Origin of the sequence: Microbacterium allomyrinae (assembly GCF_020682705.1) — a bacterium.
Taxonomy (GTDB): domain Bacteria; phylum Actinomycetota; class Actinomycetes; order Actinomycetales; family Microbacteriaceae; genus Microbacterium; species Microbacterium allomyrinae.
The window spans coordinates 87,031-102,357 of the sequence record NZ_JAGTTN010000009.1 but is presented as its reverse complement, the minus strand read 5'-3'; the positions used below and the strand labels follow the sequence as shown (position 1 = coordinate 102,357).

General features: G+C 70.1%; 13 protein-coding genes and 1 pseudogene. 1 reads left to right on the top strand and 13 read right to left on the bottom strand.

Going from position 1 to position 15,327, the window contains the following annotated elements; all coding sequences use genetic code 11:
* Positions 1 to 16 precede the first annotated feature (16 nt).
* From KEC57_RS18050 to coaA, 9 genes and pseudogenes are all read right to left on the bottom strand, one after another.
* On the bottom strand, positions 17 to 538 hold the full coding sequence (locus tag KEC57_RS18050) for a hypothetical protein (protein ID WP_267492823.1): 522 nt from the start codon (positions 536 to 538) through the stop codon (positions 17 to 19).
* 110 nt (positions 539 to 648) lie between these two features.
* The gene (gene tsaD / locus KEC57_RS18045; RefSeq protein ID WP_229386092.1) at positions 649 to 1,737 is read right to left on the bottom strand and encodes a tRNA (adenosine(37)-N6)-threonylcarbamoyltransferase complex transferase subunit TsaD; all 1,089 of its coding nucleotides are present in this window, start codon (positions 1,735 to 1,737) and stop codon (positions 649 to 651) included.
* Entirely contained in the window at positions 1,734 to 2,312 is a 579-nt protein-coding gene (gene rimI, locus KEC57_RS18040) for a ribosomal protein S18-alanine N-acetyltransferase (RefSeq protein WP_229386091.1), read from the bottom strand. The genes tsaD and rimI overlap by 4 nt, the downstream gene beginning before the upstream one ends.
* On the bottom strand, positions 2,309 to 2,968 hold the full coding sequence (tsaB, locus tag KEC57_RS18035; protein ID WP_229386090.1) for a tRNA (adenosine(37)-N6)-threonylcarbamoyltransferase complex dimerization subunit type 1 TsaB: 660 nt from the start codon (positions 2,966 to 2,968) through the stop codon (positions 2,309 to 2,311). Before tsaB ends, rimI begins: the two co-directional genes overlap by 4 nt.
* Positions 2,969 to 3,062: 94 nt before the next feature.
* Entirely contained in the window at positions 3,063 to 3,563 is a 501-nt protein-coding gene (tsaE, locus tag KEC57_RS18030) for a tRNA (adenosine(37)-N6)-threonylcarbamoyltransferase complex ATPase subunit type 1 TsaE (RefSeq protein ID WP_229386089.1), read from the bottom strand.
* Entirely contained in the window at positions 3,560 to 4,684 is a 1,125-nt protein-coding gene (gene alr, locus KEC57_RS18025; protein ID WP_229386088.1) for an alanine racemase, read from the bottom strand. Before alr ends, tsaE begins: the two co-directional genes overlap by 4 nt.
* 119 nt (positions 4,685 to 4,803) lie before the next feature.
* Positions 4,804 to 5,154 (bottom strand): annotated as a pseudogene (locus tag KEC57_RS18020) (holo-ACP synthase); the annotation flags it as partial.
* A gap of 174 nt (positions 5,155 to 5,328) precedes the next feature.
* The gene (gene glmS / locus KEC57_RS18015) at positions 5,329 to 7,179 is read right to left on the bottom strand and encodes a glutamine--fructose-6-phosphate transaminase (isomerizing) (protein ID WP_229386087.1); all 1,851 of its coding nucleotides are present in this window, start codon (positions 7,177 to 7,179) and stop codon (positions 5,329 to 5,331) included.
* A 79-nt stretch (positions 7,180 to 7,258) separates the two neighbouring features.
* Positions 7,259 to 8,212 carry a type I pantothenate kinase gene (coaA, locus tag KEC57_RS18010; protein ID WP_229386086.1) on the bottom strand — a complete coding sequence of 318 codons (954 nt, stop codon included), beginning with the start codon at positions 8,210 to 8,212 and terminating at the stop codon, positions 7,259 to 7,261.
* 83 nt (positions 8,213 to 8,295) lie between these two features.
* Between coaA and KEC57_RS18005 the strand changes: the two genes are divergently transcribed.
* Positions 8,296 to 9,240, top strand: a complete 945-nt coding sequence (locus KEC57_RS18005) for a Ppx/GppA phosphatase family protein (RefSeq protein ID WP_229386085.1) — start codon at positions 8,296 to 8,298, stop codon at positions 9,238 to 9,240.
* A gap of 246 nt (positions 9,241 to 9,486) precedes the next feature.
* Here the strand turns inward: KEC57_RS18005 and KEC57_RS18000 are convergent, their stop codons facing one another.
* From KEC57_RS18000 to KEC57_RS17985, 4 genes are all read right to left on the bottom strand, one after another.
* Positions 9,487 to 11,379 (bottom strand): LAVTG motif-containing sortase-dependent surface protein, encoded by a 1,893-nt coding sequence (locus KEC57_RS18000; protein WP_229386084.1) that lies wholly within the window; start codon positions 11,377 to 11,379, stop codon positions 9,487 to 9,489.
* 71 nt (positions 11,380 to 11,450) lie between these two features.
* Complete coding sequence (locus tag KEC57_RS17995) at positions 11,451 to 12,383, bottom strand: fibronectin type III domain-containing protein (RefSeq protein ID WP_229386083.1); 933 nt, start codon at positions 12,381 to 12,383, stop codon at positions 11,451 to 11,453.
* On the bottom strand, positions 12,380 to 14,041 hold the full coding sequence (locus KEC57_RS17990; RefSeq protein ID WP_229386082.1) for a dicarboxylate/amino acid:cation symporter: 1,662 nt from the start codon (positions 14,039 to 14,041) through the stop codon (positions 12,380 to 12,382). Before KEC57_RS17990 ends, KEC57_RS17995 begins: the two co-directional genes overlap by 4 nt.
* Before the next feature lie 345 nt (positions 14,042 to 14,386).
* On the bottom strand, positions 14,387 to 15,139 hold the full coding sequence (locus KEC57_RS17985; RefSeq protein ID WP_229386081.1) for a hypothetical protein: 753 nt from the start codon (positions 15,137 to 15,139) through the stop codon (positions 14,387 to 14,389).
* Between the last annotated feature and the right edge of the window lie 188 nt (positions 15,140 to 15,327).

Here is a 15,327-nt window from a genome sequence, read left to right as displayed (position 1 = left end):
GCTGTCGAGGTCGGCGTCAGCCGATCATCTCGGCCCGCGTCGCGGCGAAGTAGAGCCATCCGGCGCTGTAGAGGATCGAGACGGTGCCGACGGCGATCGCCCACACCGCGACCGCGCGACTCTCGAGCGGCCGCCGCAGCGCGAAGATCGCCGACACCACCGCCACCAGGCCGATGGGGAATCCCCAGCCGACGAACAGCGACACGAGCAGCCCGACGACCGCGAAGGCGAGCGCCCACCCGGCGAGGCCGCGGTGCATCGCCGGCGCCTGCGAGGCGAGCCATTGCTCCGATTGCAGGGACTCCTCGGTGCCGGGCTCGGCGGGTGCGGACTGCGTCGTCACCGCGACGGGGGCCGTCGGCAGTCGCTGGAAGCCGCCGCGGTGGGCGCCGGGCAGCGGTGACGCGTCCTGCGCGAGGGCGACATCCGGAGAGGGCTTCTCGACGAGCGGCTCCGCCGCGGCGCCGGGCGCCTGCGTCTCCGGCCGCGCGGGCGAGGGCGCCGAGGGTGTGGTGGGCGCCACGGGCACGGGAGGCATCGTAGGCACGGGAGGCGTGGCAGGATCTGCGCGGGGGTCGGGTACATCGGCCACGGGCGCCAGGCGTCCCTCACCGTCCGCCGCGGGGCGCGGCATCCGCTCGTCGTCGCTCATGCGGACTCCGCGACCTGGATCTCGGTGACCGGCAGGGTCGAATCGGCGCCGAATTCGAGGGTCGACGCGGGGCGGCCCGACATGATCAGTTCCGACGCGAGCGCGGCGATCATGGCGCCGTTGTCGGTGCACAGCGACAGCGGCGGGATGCGCACCGTGACGCCTGCGGCCGCGCCGCGCTCGAGCGCGACGTCGCGCAAGCGCCGGTTCGCGATCACGCCGCCGCCGAGCAGCAGCCGGGGCACGTCGTAGTCGCGGCAGGCGGCGAGCGCCTTCGTGACGAGCACGTCGACCACCGCCTCACGGAAGCTCGCCGCGACATCTGCGACCGGCAGCGACCAATCGACGTCCGGCTCCTGCTCCTGTCGTGCCGCGCGCTGCTCGACCCATCGTGCGACGGCGGTCTTCAACCCTGAGAACGAGAAGTCGTAGCGGTGCCCCGCCATGTCGCTCGCGCGCGAGAGCCCGCGGGGGAACGCGATGGCATCCGGGTCTCCGGACGCCGCCACCCGGTCGATCTGCGGACCCCCGGGGTACGGCAGGCCCAGCAGGCGGGCGACCTTGTCGAAGGCTTCACCGGCGGCGTCGTCCATGGTCTCGCCGAGCAGTTCGACGTCGCTCGTGAGGTCGCGCACGAGCAGCAGCGACGTGTGGCCGCCGCTGACCAGGAGCGCCACGGTCGGGTACTCGAGCGGCGGGGCGTTCGAGTCCAGGATGTCGGCGGCGATGTGGCCGACGAGGTGGTTGACCGCGTACAGGGGCTTGCCGAGCGAGACCGCGAGCGCTTTCGCCGCGCCGACGCCGACCATCAGGGCGCCCGCGAGGCCCGGACCCGAGGTGACCGCGACGGCGTCGATGTCGCTCAGCGCGACACCCGACTCGGCGAGCGCGGCGTGGATCGCGGGCTCGAGCGCTTCGAGGTGCGCGCGGGCCGCGACCTCGGGTACGACGCCGCCGTAGCGCGCATGCTCGTCCATCGAACTGGCGATGGTGTTCGACAGCAGCGTGCGGCCGCGGACGATTCCGATGCCGGTCTCGTCGCAGCTCGTCTCGATGCCGAGGACGAGGGGTTCGGAACGGTTCATGTGCACACTCCGCCGTCGGAACTCCTCGGATCCGAGCTGATCTCCGCCCCCGCATCCGCCCCGGCACCGGCGAACGCCGGATTCTGAGGAGTTGCGTCGGCGACGGACGGATGCCGGTGCCCGGCCCACCCGCGTACGTCGAGCTTCATGACCACCGCGTCCACGTCGTCGGGCTGGTAGTACCGGGCTTTGCGTCCGATCTCGAGGAAGCCCTCCGACGCGTACAGCGCCTGCGCGACGGGGTTGTCTGCGCGGACCTCGAGGAACACGTCGCGTGCGCCGCGACGTTCGGCCTCGGCGAGCAGCGCCTGGAGCAGGCCGCGTCCGCGACCCCTGCCCCGCGCGGCTTCGGCGATCGCGATCGTCTGAATGTCGGCATCCGTCGCACTCTTCACCGCCCGCAGGCCGCCGTACCCGATGAGGCGGCCGGCTTCGATGTCGACGACGTACCAGCCGTGCGGCGATGAGAGCTCTTCGCGCATCATGGCGTCGGACCATGCGTCGGTGGGGAACGACGCGCGCTCGAGGCGCATGATCGCGTCGAGGTCGTCGGGAGTGGCCGGGCGGCGGGTCATGTGCCCACCCGCTTCGGGGTGGAGGGCGGTGTCACGTCGGGCGAACGCAGATACAGCGCGTCGGCGGAGGCGATGGTGCGTCCGGCGGTGATAGCACGCGCACCGCAGACCGCGAGGAGGGCGGCGGGGATGCGCTCGGCATCGCGGCGGGCGATGCCATCCCGGGTGAGGACGGCGTCGAGGTCGTCGCGGGGAATGAGTGCCGGCTCGGCGAGGCGGATCGGAAGCCCGTCGTCGTCGAGCCCGCGATAGACGGTGTAGGCGAACTCGCGCCGACGCGCATCGGTCACGACGGCGAAGCGCTCATCGGCGACATCTTCGTACCCGCCGGTGAGCGCGCTGTGCAGCAGCATCTCGAGAGCGACAGCGTCGTGACTGGCCACCGGTACGACCGGGATGCCGCGACCGAGGGCGAACGTGCGCGCTGCGGCGATGCCCACGCGCAGCCCCGTGAACGGCCCCGGCCCCATGCCCGCGACCACATGCGAGACGTCGGCGGGGGTGATCGACGCCTCGGCAAGCGCCCGCACGATGAGGGTGCCGATCACCTCTGCGTGTCCGCGGGGGTCGACGCTCTCGACCTGCGACCGGATGACGCCGTCGGGCTCGACCACCGCCACCGCGGAGCCGAGGGAGGTGTCGATGCCCAGGATCACGCCTTCCAGCGTAACGGGGTGATCGCGGTCGCCTCGCAGGTGCCCCCGCGAGCGGGCGTCCTCCGGGACGTGACGAGACGAGCGGATGCCGCCGCTACGGCCGCCGCGTGATGCTCACGCGGCGCGGGGTGTCGGCATCCCACTCGATCTCATGCGCCGTGATGCCGCAGGCGGTGTCGATGCCTCGGCCATGCCACTCGCGTTCGAGCTCGATCTCCCACCAGGTGTCGCGTACGCCGTCGACCATGCCGCGGCCCCATTCGACGACGACGACCGAGCCGTCGAAGTCGATGTCGAGGTCGTCCAGTTCGGCCGCCGAGCCCAGACGGTACGCGTCGACGTGCACGAGCGGGGCACCCCCGACGAGTGAGGGATGCGTCCGGGCGAGCACGAAGGTGGGACTCTGCACCGGGCCCCGCACGCCGAGTCCGGCGGCGATTCCGCGGGTGAGGGTGGTCTTGCCGGCGCCGAGGGGGCCGGTGAGCACGACGAGATCGCCGGGGCGCAGCATCCCGCCGATCTGCCTGCCCAGGTCTTCCATGTCGCTCGGCGAGGTGATCTCGCGCCGGCCGAGCAGCGGGTCGAGGCCCCTCATTCCGACACCTGCCGGCGCGGGACCCGAGGCCCGATCCGCGTGACGATCTCGTAGTCGATCGTTCCTGCGGCATCCGCCCAGTCCGACGCTGCGGGTGCACCCAGCGTGGGATCGCCGAAGAGCACGACCTCGTCGCCGACCGCGACCGGGGTGTCGCCGACGTCGACGACGAACTGGTCCATCGCGATGCGTCCGGCGACGGTGTGACGGCGTCCGCCGATGAGCACGGGACCCGCACCCGACGCCTGCCGCGGCACGCCGTCGGCATAGCCGAGCGGCACGAGGGCGAGCGTGGTGTCGCGATCGGCACGATAGGCGTAGCCGTACGAGACGCCTTTGCCCGCGGGCACGCGGCGGACGGCCGCGACAGCCCCGTGGAGCGTCATGGCGGGGCGCAGGCCGAGATCGGCGGAGCTGCGGTCGGCGAACGGCGACAGTCCGTAGATGCCGATCCCGATGCGCACGCACCCCAGCCGTGCCTCGGGGAGGTCGATGGCGGCGTGGGTGGCGGCGAGGTGGCGCAGCGGTGGCGCGAGGCCGAGCGACCCGGCGACAGCGACGCCGTCTTCGAACGCGGCGAGCGCGGCCCGGTCGTCCTCGACCGAGGTGTTGGACAGATGGCTGAACAGCGCGACGACGCGCAGGCGCCCGATGCGCTCGAGGCGTGCTGCCTCGGCGAACACGAGCCGGAAGTCCTCGGGAGCGATGCCGTTGCGCGACAGACCCGTCTCGAGTTTGAGGTGCACCGCCACGGGGCGATCTGCGGATGCCGCGGCCGCCGCCTGCTGCAACTGGTCGATGCTCGAGATGCCCAGCTCGATCCCGTGAGCCGCCGCCGCCGCGAAGTCGGCGCCCGGCGCGTGCAACCAGGCCACGATCGGGGCGTCGATGCCCGCGCGACGCAACGCCAGCGCCTCGGCGATGTCGGAGACGCCGATGCGGCTGGCGCCTCCGGCGAGCGCCGCGACGGCCGAGCGCACGGCCCCGTGCCCGTAGCCGTCGGCCTTCACGACCGCGATGACCTCGGATCCGGTGAGGCGTCGCAAGTGCCGCACGTTGTCTTCGATCGCCCCGACGTCGATCGTGGCTTCGCGGAGCACCCCGCTCGGCAGACGGCTCACGCGGTCTCCTCCTGGGTCGGGGCAGGCGCACCTGCCGGGCCTCGAGACAAGGGATTCGCGTCGAGACCGATGACGTCGCCCCCGGTCTCGACGCGAATCCCCTGGTTCGGCGTCGGACCCCCGGACTCCGCCACGACGTACGCGGTCGCAAGGCCTGCGTCGTGCGACATCGACAGATGCAGCGCGGTGATCCCGCGGCCGGCTACGACGGCGGCCGTCGAGCCGGTCAGCGAGAACAGCGGACGACCGGATGCCTCGGACGTGACCTCGATCTCGGTCCAGTGCACCCCGTCCGAACCGCCGAGCGCCTTGATCAGCGCCTCCTTCGCGGCATACCGCGCGGCCAGCGAGTGGGGCTTGAGTCGCCGTTCGGCGTCGGAGAAGAGCCGTTCGACGAGCCGCGGGGTGCGCTCGATCGTCCGCTCGAACCGGGGGATGTCGACGAGGTCGACGCCGATTCCGACGATCATGTGGTCCTCCTGGATACCGCGGCTGCAGCATCCGCCACCCTATCGCGCGCCGCATCCGCCCGGCCGCGGTGAATGCGGCACGGCCGATAGCCGTGTACGGGCGTACCGGGTGCCGAATGTCACGATCGAGCCCGCTCACTTCGCGCCGCCTCGGACCGGGGACGGACGCAGCCGCTATTCGACCGTGACCGACTTCGCGAGGTTGCGCGGCTGGTCGACGTCGAGGCCCTTGGCCGTGGCGAGGCCCATCGCGAAGATGTGGAGCGGCACGACGGCGAGCAGCGGCTCGAACAGCGGACCTGCCAGCGGGATGCGCAGCACCTCGTCGGACTTGGGCAGCACCGCGGCATCGCCCTCTTCGGCGATCGCGATGACGCGAGCCCCGCGCGCACGGATCTCTTCGATGCTCGAGATGACCTTCTTGTGCATCTCGGCCGACTTGCGCGGCGACGGCACGATCACGAAGACCGGCTGCCCCGGCTCGATGAGCGCGATGGGTCCGTGCTTGAGCTCGCCGGCGGCGAAGCCCTCGGCGTGGATGTACGCGAGCTCTTTGAGCTTGAGGGCACCCTCCAGCGCGATGGGATAACCCACGTGCCGGCCGAGGAATAGCACCGAGCGGGTGTCGGCCATCCAGTGCGCGAACTGCTCGATGCGCGGCTGCTCGCGCTCGAGGATCTGCGCGATCTTGCCGGGGATCGCCTCGAGCTCGCGCACGTGCGCGGCCGAGTCCGTCGCCGAGACGGTGCCACGGATCCGGCCGATGTGCAGGCCCATGAGATAGAGCGCGGTGATCTGCGCGACGAACGCCTTGGTCGAGGCCACCGCGACCTCGGGGCCGGCGTGCGTGTAGACGATCGCGTCGGACTCCCGCGGGATCGTGGCGCCCTGCGTGTTGCAGATCGACAGCGTCCGTGCGCCGCGCTCGCGCGCGTACTTGACGGCCATGAGGGTGTCCATGGTCTCGCCGGACTGACTGATCGACACGATCAGGGTGTCGGCACCGATCACCGGGTCGCGGTAGCGGAACTCGTGCGCGAGCTCGACGTCGACGGGCACACGCGTCCACTGCTCGAGGGCGTACTTGCCCACCTGACCGGCATAGGCCGCGGTGCCGCACGCGATGATGATGACCCTCGAGATGCCGGCGAACAGCTCGTCGAGGCCGTCGAGTTCGGGAATCACGACCTGGCCGTCGTGAAGGCGTCCGCGCAGGGTGTTCGCGACGGCTTCGGGCTCTTCCGACACCTCTTTGGCCATGAACGACGACCAGCCGCCCTTGTCGGCGGCCGAGGCATCCCAGGTGACCTCGAACGGCTCGACCTCGACGCGGTTGCCGTCGAAGTCGGTGACCTCGACGGCGTCGGGGGTGATCGCGACGATCTGGTCCTGGCCGATCGCGAGCGCGTTGCGGGTGTGCTCGATGAACGCGGCGACATCGGATCCGAGGAAGTTCTCCCCCTCGCCCAGGCCGATCACGAGCGGCGAGTTGCGGCGTGCCCCGACGACGAGACCCGGCTGCTCCTTGTGCAGGGCGAGCAGGGTGAAAGCGCCCTCGAGGCGTGAGACCACGGCACGGAATGCGGTGACGAGATCACCGGATGCCCGGTACTCGCGTCCCAGCAGCACCGCGGCGACCTCGGTGTCGGTTTCACTCCGGAAGGTGAAGCCCTCCGACAGCAGCTCGGCCTTGAGCTCGGAGAAGTTCTCGATGATGCCGTTGTGGATGACGGCGAGCTTGTCGTCGTCGGCGAGGTGCGGGTGGGCGTTGCCATCGGTCGGGCCCCCGTGGGTCGCCCACCGTGTGTGGCCGATGCCGGTCGTGCCGTCGGCGAGCGGCCTCGCGTCGAGATCGTCGCGCAGCACCTGCAGCTTGCCGGCGCGCTTGCGCATGCCCAGGTCGCCCTCCGCATCGATGATCGCGACGCCGGCAGAGTCGTAGCCGCGGTACTCGAGCCGCGAGAGACCTGAGATCAGGATGGCCTGGCTCTGGCGCGGGCCCACGTATCCGACGATTCCACACATGCCGTCAATGGTAAGCGGGGGGCTTTAGCAAGGGGTCCGTACGAATCCGGACGCCGGCGCGCGCGGCATCCGCTCGCCGTCAGAGTTTGCGCAGCAGCACCTTCTCGACCGTGTGGTTCGCGGCCTTCTGCAGCACGAGGTTCGCCCGGTGCCGGGTGGGCAGCACGTTCTCTTCGAGGTTGGGGAGGTTGATCGTGTTCCAGAAGTGCAGCGCGCGCTCGACCGCCTCTTCGTCGGTCAGATCGGCGAACACGTTGAAGAACGAACTCGGATTGCTGAACGCCGCTCGCCGCAGGGCGAGGAAGCGATCGACGTACCACTGCGTGATGTGCTCGGCCGCGGCGTCGACGTAGATGGAGAAGTCGAACAGGTCGCTGACGGCCACGTCGTTGGGGGTGGGCGGAGGCTGAAGGACGTTGAGGCCCTCGACGATGACGATGTCGGGTCGGCGCAGCGTCACGACCGCATCGGGCACGATGTCGTACCGCATGTGCGAATAGAACGGCGCACGCACCTCGGGGGCACCACTCTTGACCTCGGTGAGGAACGACACCAGCGCCCGCCGGTCGTACGACTCGGGGAATCCCTTGCGCTCCATGAGGCCCCGGCGCTCGAGCTCGGCGTTGGGATAGAGGAACCCGTCGGTCGTGACGAGTTCGACCCGCGGTGTGCCGGGCCAGCGGCTCGTGAGCTCGCGCAGCAGACGCGCGATCGTGGACTTGCCGACCGCGACCGACCCGGCGACGCCGACGATGAACGGCGTGGTCGTATCGGCTTCGAGCAGGAAGTCGGATGTCTCGGCTCCGAGTCGCTTCGTCGACTCGGCGTAGAGCGACAGCAGACGCGACAGCGGCGCGTACACCTCCGCCACCTCGGCCATGTCGAGCCGGTCGCCCAGGCCACGGATCTGCACGATCTCGGTCTCGCTCAGCGGCTGGGTGAGCCCGGCGGCCAAGCGCGACCACTCGCCGCGATCGATCTCGCGATACAGCGAAAGTGCCGGGGTCAGGGTTGCAGCGTCGTCCGGTGACATCGCGCCCATCGTATCGGCTCCGATCGACGGGGCTGTCCACGATCCTCCGCGCCCGCTGCAGAGCGGAGCACTACGCTGAACCAGTGCGCCTGGGAGTTCTCGACATCGGTTCGAACACCGTCCATCTGCTCGTGGCCGACGTCATCCCCGGCGGGAGGCCGCTCGCCAAGACGAGCCAGCGCACGGTGCTGCGCCTCATGCGCTACCTCGAACCGGACGGATCGATCAGCGAAGAGGGAGTGCGCGCGCTCGAGGCCGCGGTGGTCGAGGCGCGCGAGGTCGCAGCGCGCGAGAACGTCGTCGAACTCCTGGCGACCGCGACCAGCGCGGTTCGCGAGGCAAAGAACGGCAAGAACGTCATCGAGCGCATCGAGACGGCACTCGGTCAGGAGCTCCAGGTGCTCGGCGGCGAGACCGAGGCGCGATTCACGTTCCTCGCCGTCCGCCGCTGGTTCGGGTGGGCCGCGGGGCAGATCCTCCTCTTCGACATCGGCGGGGGCTCGCTCGAACTCGCCTCGGGTGCCGATGAACTGCCCGAGGCCGCGGCATCCGTCCCTCTCGGCGCCGGGCGCATGACGATCCAGTTCCTGCCCGAAGACCCTCCCGGCGAAGCCGCCGTCGACGCGCTGCGCGCGCACGCTCGCGAAGTGCTCCGCCCGGTGGCGACGGCGTTCAGCGGGATGCCGAAGCCCGACCACGTCGTCGGCTCCTCGAAGGCGATCCGATCGCTCGCCAAGCTCGTCGGCTATCCGGTTCCGGGATGGTCGGGAATCGAGCGGATGCTGCTGCCCCGCGCCGCACTCAGCTCCTGGATTCCGCGCCTGGCGCGCATTCCCGCGTCGGCGCGGCAGGAACTGCCCGGCATCACCCCCGACCGCACCTTCCAAATCGTCGCCGGCGCCGTGGTGCTGCACGAGGCGATGCGCGCGCTCGATGTCGACGAGCTCGAAGTGTCGCCGTGGGCGCTGCGCGAGGGTGTGCTGCTGCGCTACATCGAATCGCTCAGCTGGAGCGCGCCCGGGGCCTGAGCCGACGGAGCCTCGAGCCAGGGCAGCGCCGCTCTGGAGCCAGCACCCCGGGGTCAGCGCCGAGGCCTTGGCGGGATACACCATGTTCGCGCCGAAACACCACGCACTCGATGGTGTCTCGACGCGTTTACGGTGTATCCCTCGATGCGCCAGGCGCCCGGCGCCCCGCGCCCCGAGCGACCGGGCCCGCACGCGACGACGCGGCGCCCGGGGCCGAAGCCCCGCGCGCCGCGTCCGCGAAGCGGGTCAGACCGTAGCGCGGCGACGTCGAGCGACCACGAGGATGGCACCGGCGATCAGCAGCACGAGCGCACCGCCCACGATGGCGAACGGGATGCCGCTTCCACCGGTCACCGCGAGCGAATTGCTCGCCGCAGCCGCCGTCGGCGCGGCTGCGACCGTGACGGCCTGGCTGGCGACGACCTGGCCGTCGATCAGTACCACCACCGTGTGAGCGCCCGAGGCGATGGAAGTCGGGATCGTGGTCTCGAGCCGGAAGGCTCCGGCTGCGGTCGTCGAGACCGTGCCCAGCGTCTTGGGCGTCGAACGGATCTCCACCGTGACGTTCGGGGTCGACGCGGGCAGGCCGGTTCCCGACACGACGATCGCTCCCCCCGGGTGAAGATCACCCGTGACGCTCACCGCAGCATCGGTGAGCACCGGCTCAACCGAGGGCGAGGACGACGGCGACGGCGACGGATCGACCGACGGTGACGGCGAAGGCTCGACCGACGGCGACGGCGACGGGCCGACCGACGGTACCGCCGCGGCGGCGAAGAAGCTGTCGATCTTGGCGATGGCCTCATCGGCGAACTGCCACTGCTTGGTCTGCTCGGCAGCCCAAGCCTCGGGGGTCGTGTAGCGGTTGACGTTGCGCTCGCCAGGCAGACCTGCGACCCACCACCACTCGGTCATGTACTCGGTGAAGGTTCCGTCGCCCTTGTCTTGGATCCAGTCCTGCACGATCGGCGCCGCAGCATCGGCCTTGTTGTACTCGATCAGGTAGGGCACCTGGAGCTTCTTCGCCGACGCGACGGCGATGGTGGTGTCGCCGCCCGGGTAGTAGTCGACCTTCTGACCGCCGCCTGCTGCGACGATGTACTGCGTGCGCAGGTTGGGGAAGAACTTCGCGACCACGTCGCCGTAGAGATATGCGAGGGGCGACGCGGTGTCTCGGATGTGCCAGGCGTCGGAACTGTTGCCGTCGAGGCGGAGATCGAACTGGTACACGGTCTTCACGCCTGCAGCGGATGCGGCACGGTTGACATCCTTCACGACTGCGCGCGTGTTGTGGCACCACGTGCCGCCGAACAGGATGATGTGGTCGCCGTCGGACTCCAGCAGCTGCACGAGTTCGGGGTAGGTGATCTGCTTGAGCGTCCAGTCGGCGCCGTCCGACTCCTCGATGATGTCACCGCCGTAGAGGGCCGCGTTCTTGTAGGTCGCTGAGTGCTTTCGGTTGATCTCGTTCTTGTAGAACGTGAAGTGGCTCTGCGTGTCGACGTCCGCCGACCCGCCGTCCGCAACGGCGTCGAAGACACCGCTGACCTGGGCACGGTACGCGACTGCGCCTTCCTCGGTGGCGACGGATGACGGAGACACGGCGCCGCCGAGCGACGCGACGATGCGGTCTTCGGAGCCCCCTGCCGTGTGCGCTTTGTCGTACACGAAGAGGTAGGGGTCGTCACCGGGCTCTCCGCCGAAGGCGGGAGTGGTGTCTTTGTTCAGGAAGTCCGTCACGGCGCCGGTCCACTGGTTCTGCAGGGTCGCGATCGAAGACGTGCGGATGTCGACCTCATCGCCGTCTACCCGCGGATCGAGGACGTAGATCTTCTCGACGCCGTACGTCTGCGCGACCGCGTCGATGTGAGCGATGGCGGTGTTCGTGGTCTCGTCGGCGGGTCCCCCGATGAGGAACGCGTACGTTCCTTCGCTGCCGAGCAGGTACTCGAAGCGCTCGAAGGTGACGGTCTCGAAGACGGAGCCCTCGCGCAGGCCGGGGTAGGCGTACGAGAAGTAGTCGAGATCGGATCCGGCGGGCGCGGCGACGGCGGCTGGTGCCACCGCGACCCCTCCGGCGATGGCGAGGGATGCCGCGGCGATCGTTGCAGCGATCGCACGGCGTGTGCGGGTTGTCATGGTGTGGTGCTCTCTGTATGTCGTTTTCGGAATGTACGGAGGTCTTGCGGGGAGCGGAGAGAAGAAGGGCCTCATTCGGCGGGCGTCGTTCCGGCGCCGGGGGCGACGGTCGCGACGGCAGCGCGGCGACGGATCCACCACCACGCGAGCAGACCCCCGGCGGCGAGCACGAGTCCGCCGATGACGGCCACGCCCGCCGCAGGCGAGGCGCCTTCGGAGTCCGACGCGGCGGTGGCATCCGACGCGTCGACGCTCTTGGTGGGCTTGGGTGCGGCCGTCGTACCCGCGATCTCGATGTCGGCGAGCGTCGCCGACTGAGCGGAGTCGCCGACGCTGTTCGTCGCGATGAGCACCGCGTCATACTCGCCGGCGCCCAGCGTGATCTCGTAGGTGGTGGCGTCGGCGCCGATCTCGATGGGCGTGCCGTCGTTGAGCACGAGCTTGTAGCCGGTGATCGCGGAACCGCCGTCGGCAGGTGCCGTCCACGAGAGCGAAAGCGTCCGCCCGGACACCGTGTGCGTGAGCGTCGGCGCGAGCGGGGCGGTCGCGACCACCACGGCGCCCTCCGTGCCCCCGGAGGTCTGGGTCGTGGTCGTCGTCGCGCTCTTCGTCGAATCCTTGGTCGAGGTCTGCGGAGCGGCAGGAGCGGGTGCGGGGGCCGCTGGTGCGGGGGCCGCCGGCTGCGGAGCGGCAGGCGCGGGGGCCGCAGGCTGCGGAGCGGCCGGCGCCGGCTGGGCGCCGGCCGCGATGGCCGGCGGCGGCGACTCGAGGGTGGAATCGTACGGCCAGCCGCCGGCGTTCGAGCACGCGGTCGGGTCGAAAGTGAGCGAGCAGAGGTCGCACACGTCGCCGGCGGCCTGGGCGGGGGCGACCTGCAGCCCGATCGTGGGAGACAGCGCTCCGACGAGGATGGCGGCGGCGATCGCGACGGCGAACCGACGGCGCTTGGCGGCCGGTGCCGGAGTGACTGTGGTCGGCGTGACGGGGGAAACAGTGGTGCTCATGAGATCCTCGCGGTGTCGTCGAGTCGGGCGCCGGGCAGCTCGCACTGCCCGATGGGGATGTCGTCGGGAATGGTGTATTCGGTGATGCCGGCGCTGGAGAGCACGGCCGTCACGGCATCCCGCTCCGTCCTCTCGGTCGCGAGGGCGTCGTCGGTCACAGGGGTGCCTGCGCCGGCGAGAGGCCTGCCGAGAAGGAGAGTCGGCGCCGCGGACGGATCGGATGCCGTGCCCGCCGACGAGACCGCAGCCCCGGTCGTTCCGCCCGCGGCGGAGGCAGCGCGAGCGCGCCGGTCGCGACGCGTTTCGGAACGCGCGGGGAAGGCGGGGCCGAGGTCGCCGTCTCCGCGGAACACCGCGTCGTCGAGGGTGCCGAGGCGGCGTGCGACGATCGTCGCAGCGGTCGCGGCCGCGGTGACGTTGGCCATGGTGCTCGCGGTTCCGGCGATGGCGCTCACCGGAATGAGCACCACGAGGATCTCGATGGGCAGCCCGACGGCGGTGAGCACGGCTGTTGCGGTGATGATCGCGGTTCCGGGCACCCCTGCCGTGCCCAGCGAGACGAGCATGCACAGGCCCGCCAGCGCGAGGTAGTCCCACACCGAGTACTCGATACCGAGCGCGTTGATCGAGAAGACGGCGACGATGATCGGCCAGATGCCGGCGCATCCCGGCATGCCGATCGTCGTACCGACGGGAGCTGCGAACGTCGCGACGTCCTCCGATACGCCCACCTTGCGCGTGAGGCTCGGGATCGTGATCGGGAGCGTGCCGACGCTCGACTGGGTCGTGAACGCGGTGTACTGAGCCGCCGTCATGTGGCGGAACCAGCGGATCGGATTCACGTCGGCGAACACGCGCAGCAGCACGCCGTTCACCACGTACGCGTCGAGGAACGAGATGCCGACCGCGAGCACGAGGATGCCGACGAGCGAGAGCACCGTCTCGATGCGCGTGACAGCGGTTGCTGTCGTCGTGGCGACGAGCGCGAGCACCGCGTACGGCGTCAGTTCGATGATGAATCCGACAGCGGTCATGACGACCTTCTTGGCGCCGTCGACGACGTTCTTGAATGCGGCGAGCTGAGGGTCGGTCCTCCTGTTCGCGACGAGGTATGCGACGGAGAACAGGATCGCGAAGAGGATGATCGGAACGATGTTGTTGCTGACGAAGTCGCCCGCGAGGTTCGCGGGGAACAGCCCCAGCAGCACCTCGTCGAGCGGGCGGACGAGCCCCACGAGGCTGTCGCCGCTGCCGTCTTCGGTCGTGAACTCGACGCCGGTGCCGACACCGAGGCTGATGACGATCGCCAGCGTCAACACGATCGCGATCGCGTTGGTGAGCAGCAGCCAGAAAGTGCTCGACAGCCCGATCGTCCGCAGCTTCGCGGTCGAGCCGAGCGAGGTGACGCTGGAGAGGATCGAGACGAAGATCAGCGGCGCGACGATCGCGGTGATGACCTGCACGTACACATCGCCGAGGAATCCGACGTACGTCAGGTGCCCGCGGAACAGGATGCCGATGCCGATGCCGACCGCGAGCGCGATCAGCACGAGTGTGGTGAAGCCCGCACGCCGCACGCGCAGGAGCACCAGTCCGGCGAACGCGGCGATCGTGACGACGAGGGATACCGCGGACAGGAGATCGAAGGTCTCGGTCATCGGAGGGCCGCCTTGCGGGAGTAGAGCACGTGGAGCACTCCGCGAAGCTATCGACGAGCTGTGAGTCGGCTGAATCAGACGAAACACAGCGTCCTCGCATGACGAGGGGTGTCAGGGCATGTCGCCGTATGACGTCGGGCCCCGTCTTCGATTCATGTCGATGCCCGCGTATCGGCTATCGCCCCGCGCGTCCGCACACGCCTGTCCGGGATACACCGCGGCCGCGCCGACACACCACGCACACGATGATGTCTCGGCGCGAATACTGTGTATCCCCGATGCCGCCAACCCGACCGCCGCGACGCGGCGTGGCCCGACGGAGGAGCGGCCGCGCGCCGGCGATCCCTATGCGTCGAGGGACTCTGTGAAGGCGGCGTACACGCCGTAGACCGCGAGCCCGGCCAGATGCCACTCGCTCGCCCCTTCCGGCCCCATCGCCACGACGCGGGCGGCATCCACTGCCGCCGGATCGATACGACGGTGATCGCTCATGCCGTCGATCACGGCGACGACGGCCAGCGCGAGGTCACGCTCGGTGACGCCGTCGCGCATCCGCAGACCGAAGGCCTGGTTCAGCTCGCGATAGATCTCCGCCATACGGTCCAGGTACCGGTGCTCGATCTCGGAGAGGAGAGCGCGGATGTCTTCGCCGCCGGGCACGGCGTCACCACTGGCGAGGGCTGCCGACATCGTCCGGTAGGCGCGCCAGGCGACCGAGTTCGCCACAGTGGCGATGTTGTGCGCGACGGCCAGGCGCACAGCCGCCCGGAACGCGATCTGCCGCCCGTGCGGGGTGGCCATCTCCTCGGCATCGCCCGTAGCGGCGGCTGCGAGAAGACGAAGCGTCTCGTCGTCGAACCCCGTGTCGAAGCCGGGATCCGCCTCGAAGAGGGCACGGACGAGGTCGGCGACGAACGCGACTCGGTCGGGCCAGATGCGGAACACCGTCGAACGAGGTACGCCCGCCGCGCGGATGAGGTCTTCGAGTTCGATGTTGGCGTAGTCGAGCAGCAGGCCCTCGACCTTGACGCGTTCGACGGCGACCTCGAGCATGAGGGCCCGCGTCTGGCCTGCGGGCCTTCGCGAGCGGGTTGGCACCCCTCGATTATCGCTCGGGACGTCCATTTCACCCCTTCGACGACCCGATCGGGGTGCCGCGCCCCACACGCCGGCACCCCGACCCGGCCCCGCCGGATCTCGAGACTGCTCCGGCGAGCGTCGTGCGGGAACCCCCCGATCCGCGCACCTTCGATACTTTAGAGACTGGGAGTCTCAAATCTCAAATC

What these genes read in the sequence shown, in the direction of transcription:
- KEC57_RS18050 (WP_267492823.1), bottom strand. Translation starts at nt 538, where the DNA reads ATGCCTCCCGTGCCCGTGGCGCCCACCACACCCTCGGCGCCCTCGCCC.
- tsaD (WP_229386092.1), bottom strand. Translation starts at nt 1,737, where the DNA reads ATGAACCGTTCCGAACCCCTCGTCCTCGGCATCGAGACGAGCTGCGAC.
- rimI (WP_229386091.1), bottom strand. Translation starts at nt 2,312, where the DNA reads ATGACCCGCCGCCCGGCCACTCCCGACGACCTCGACGCGATCATGCGC.
- tsaE (WP_229386089.1), bottom strand. Translation starts at nt 3,563, where the DNA reads ATGAGGGGCCTCGACCCGCTGCTCGGCCGGCGCGAGATCACCTCGCCG.
- glmS (WP_229386087.1), bottom strand. Translation starts at nt 7,179, where the DNA reads ATGTGTGGAATCGTCGGATACGTGGGCCCGCGCCAGAGCCAGGCCATC.
- coaA (WP_229386086.1), bottom strand. Translation starts at nt 8,212, where the DNA reads ATGTCACCGGACGACGCTGCAACCCTGACCCCGGCACTTTCGCTGTAT.
- KEC57_RS18000 (WP_229386084.1), bottom strand. Translation starts at nt 11,379, where the DNA reads ATGACAACCCGCACACGCCGTGCGATCGCTGCAACGATCGCCGCGGCA.
- KEC57_RS17995 (WP_229386083.1), bottom strand. Translation starts at nt 12,383, where the DNA reads ATGAGCACCACTGTTTCCCCCGTCACGCCGACCACAGTCACTCCGGCA.
- KEC57_RS17990 (WP_229386082.1), bottom strand. Translation starts at nt 14,041, where the DNA reads ATGACCGAGACCTTCGATCTCCTGTCCGCGGTATCCCTCGTCGTCACG.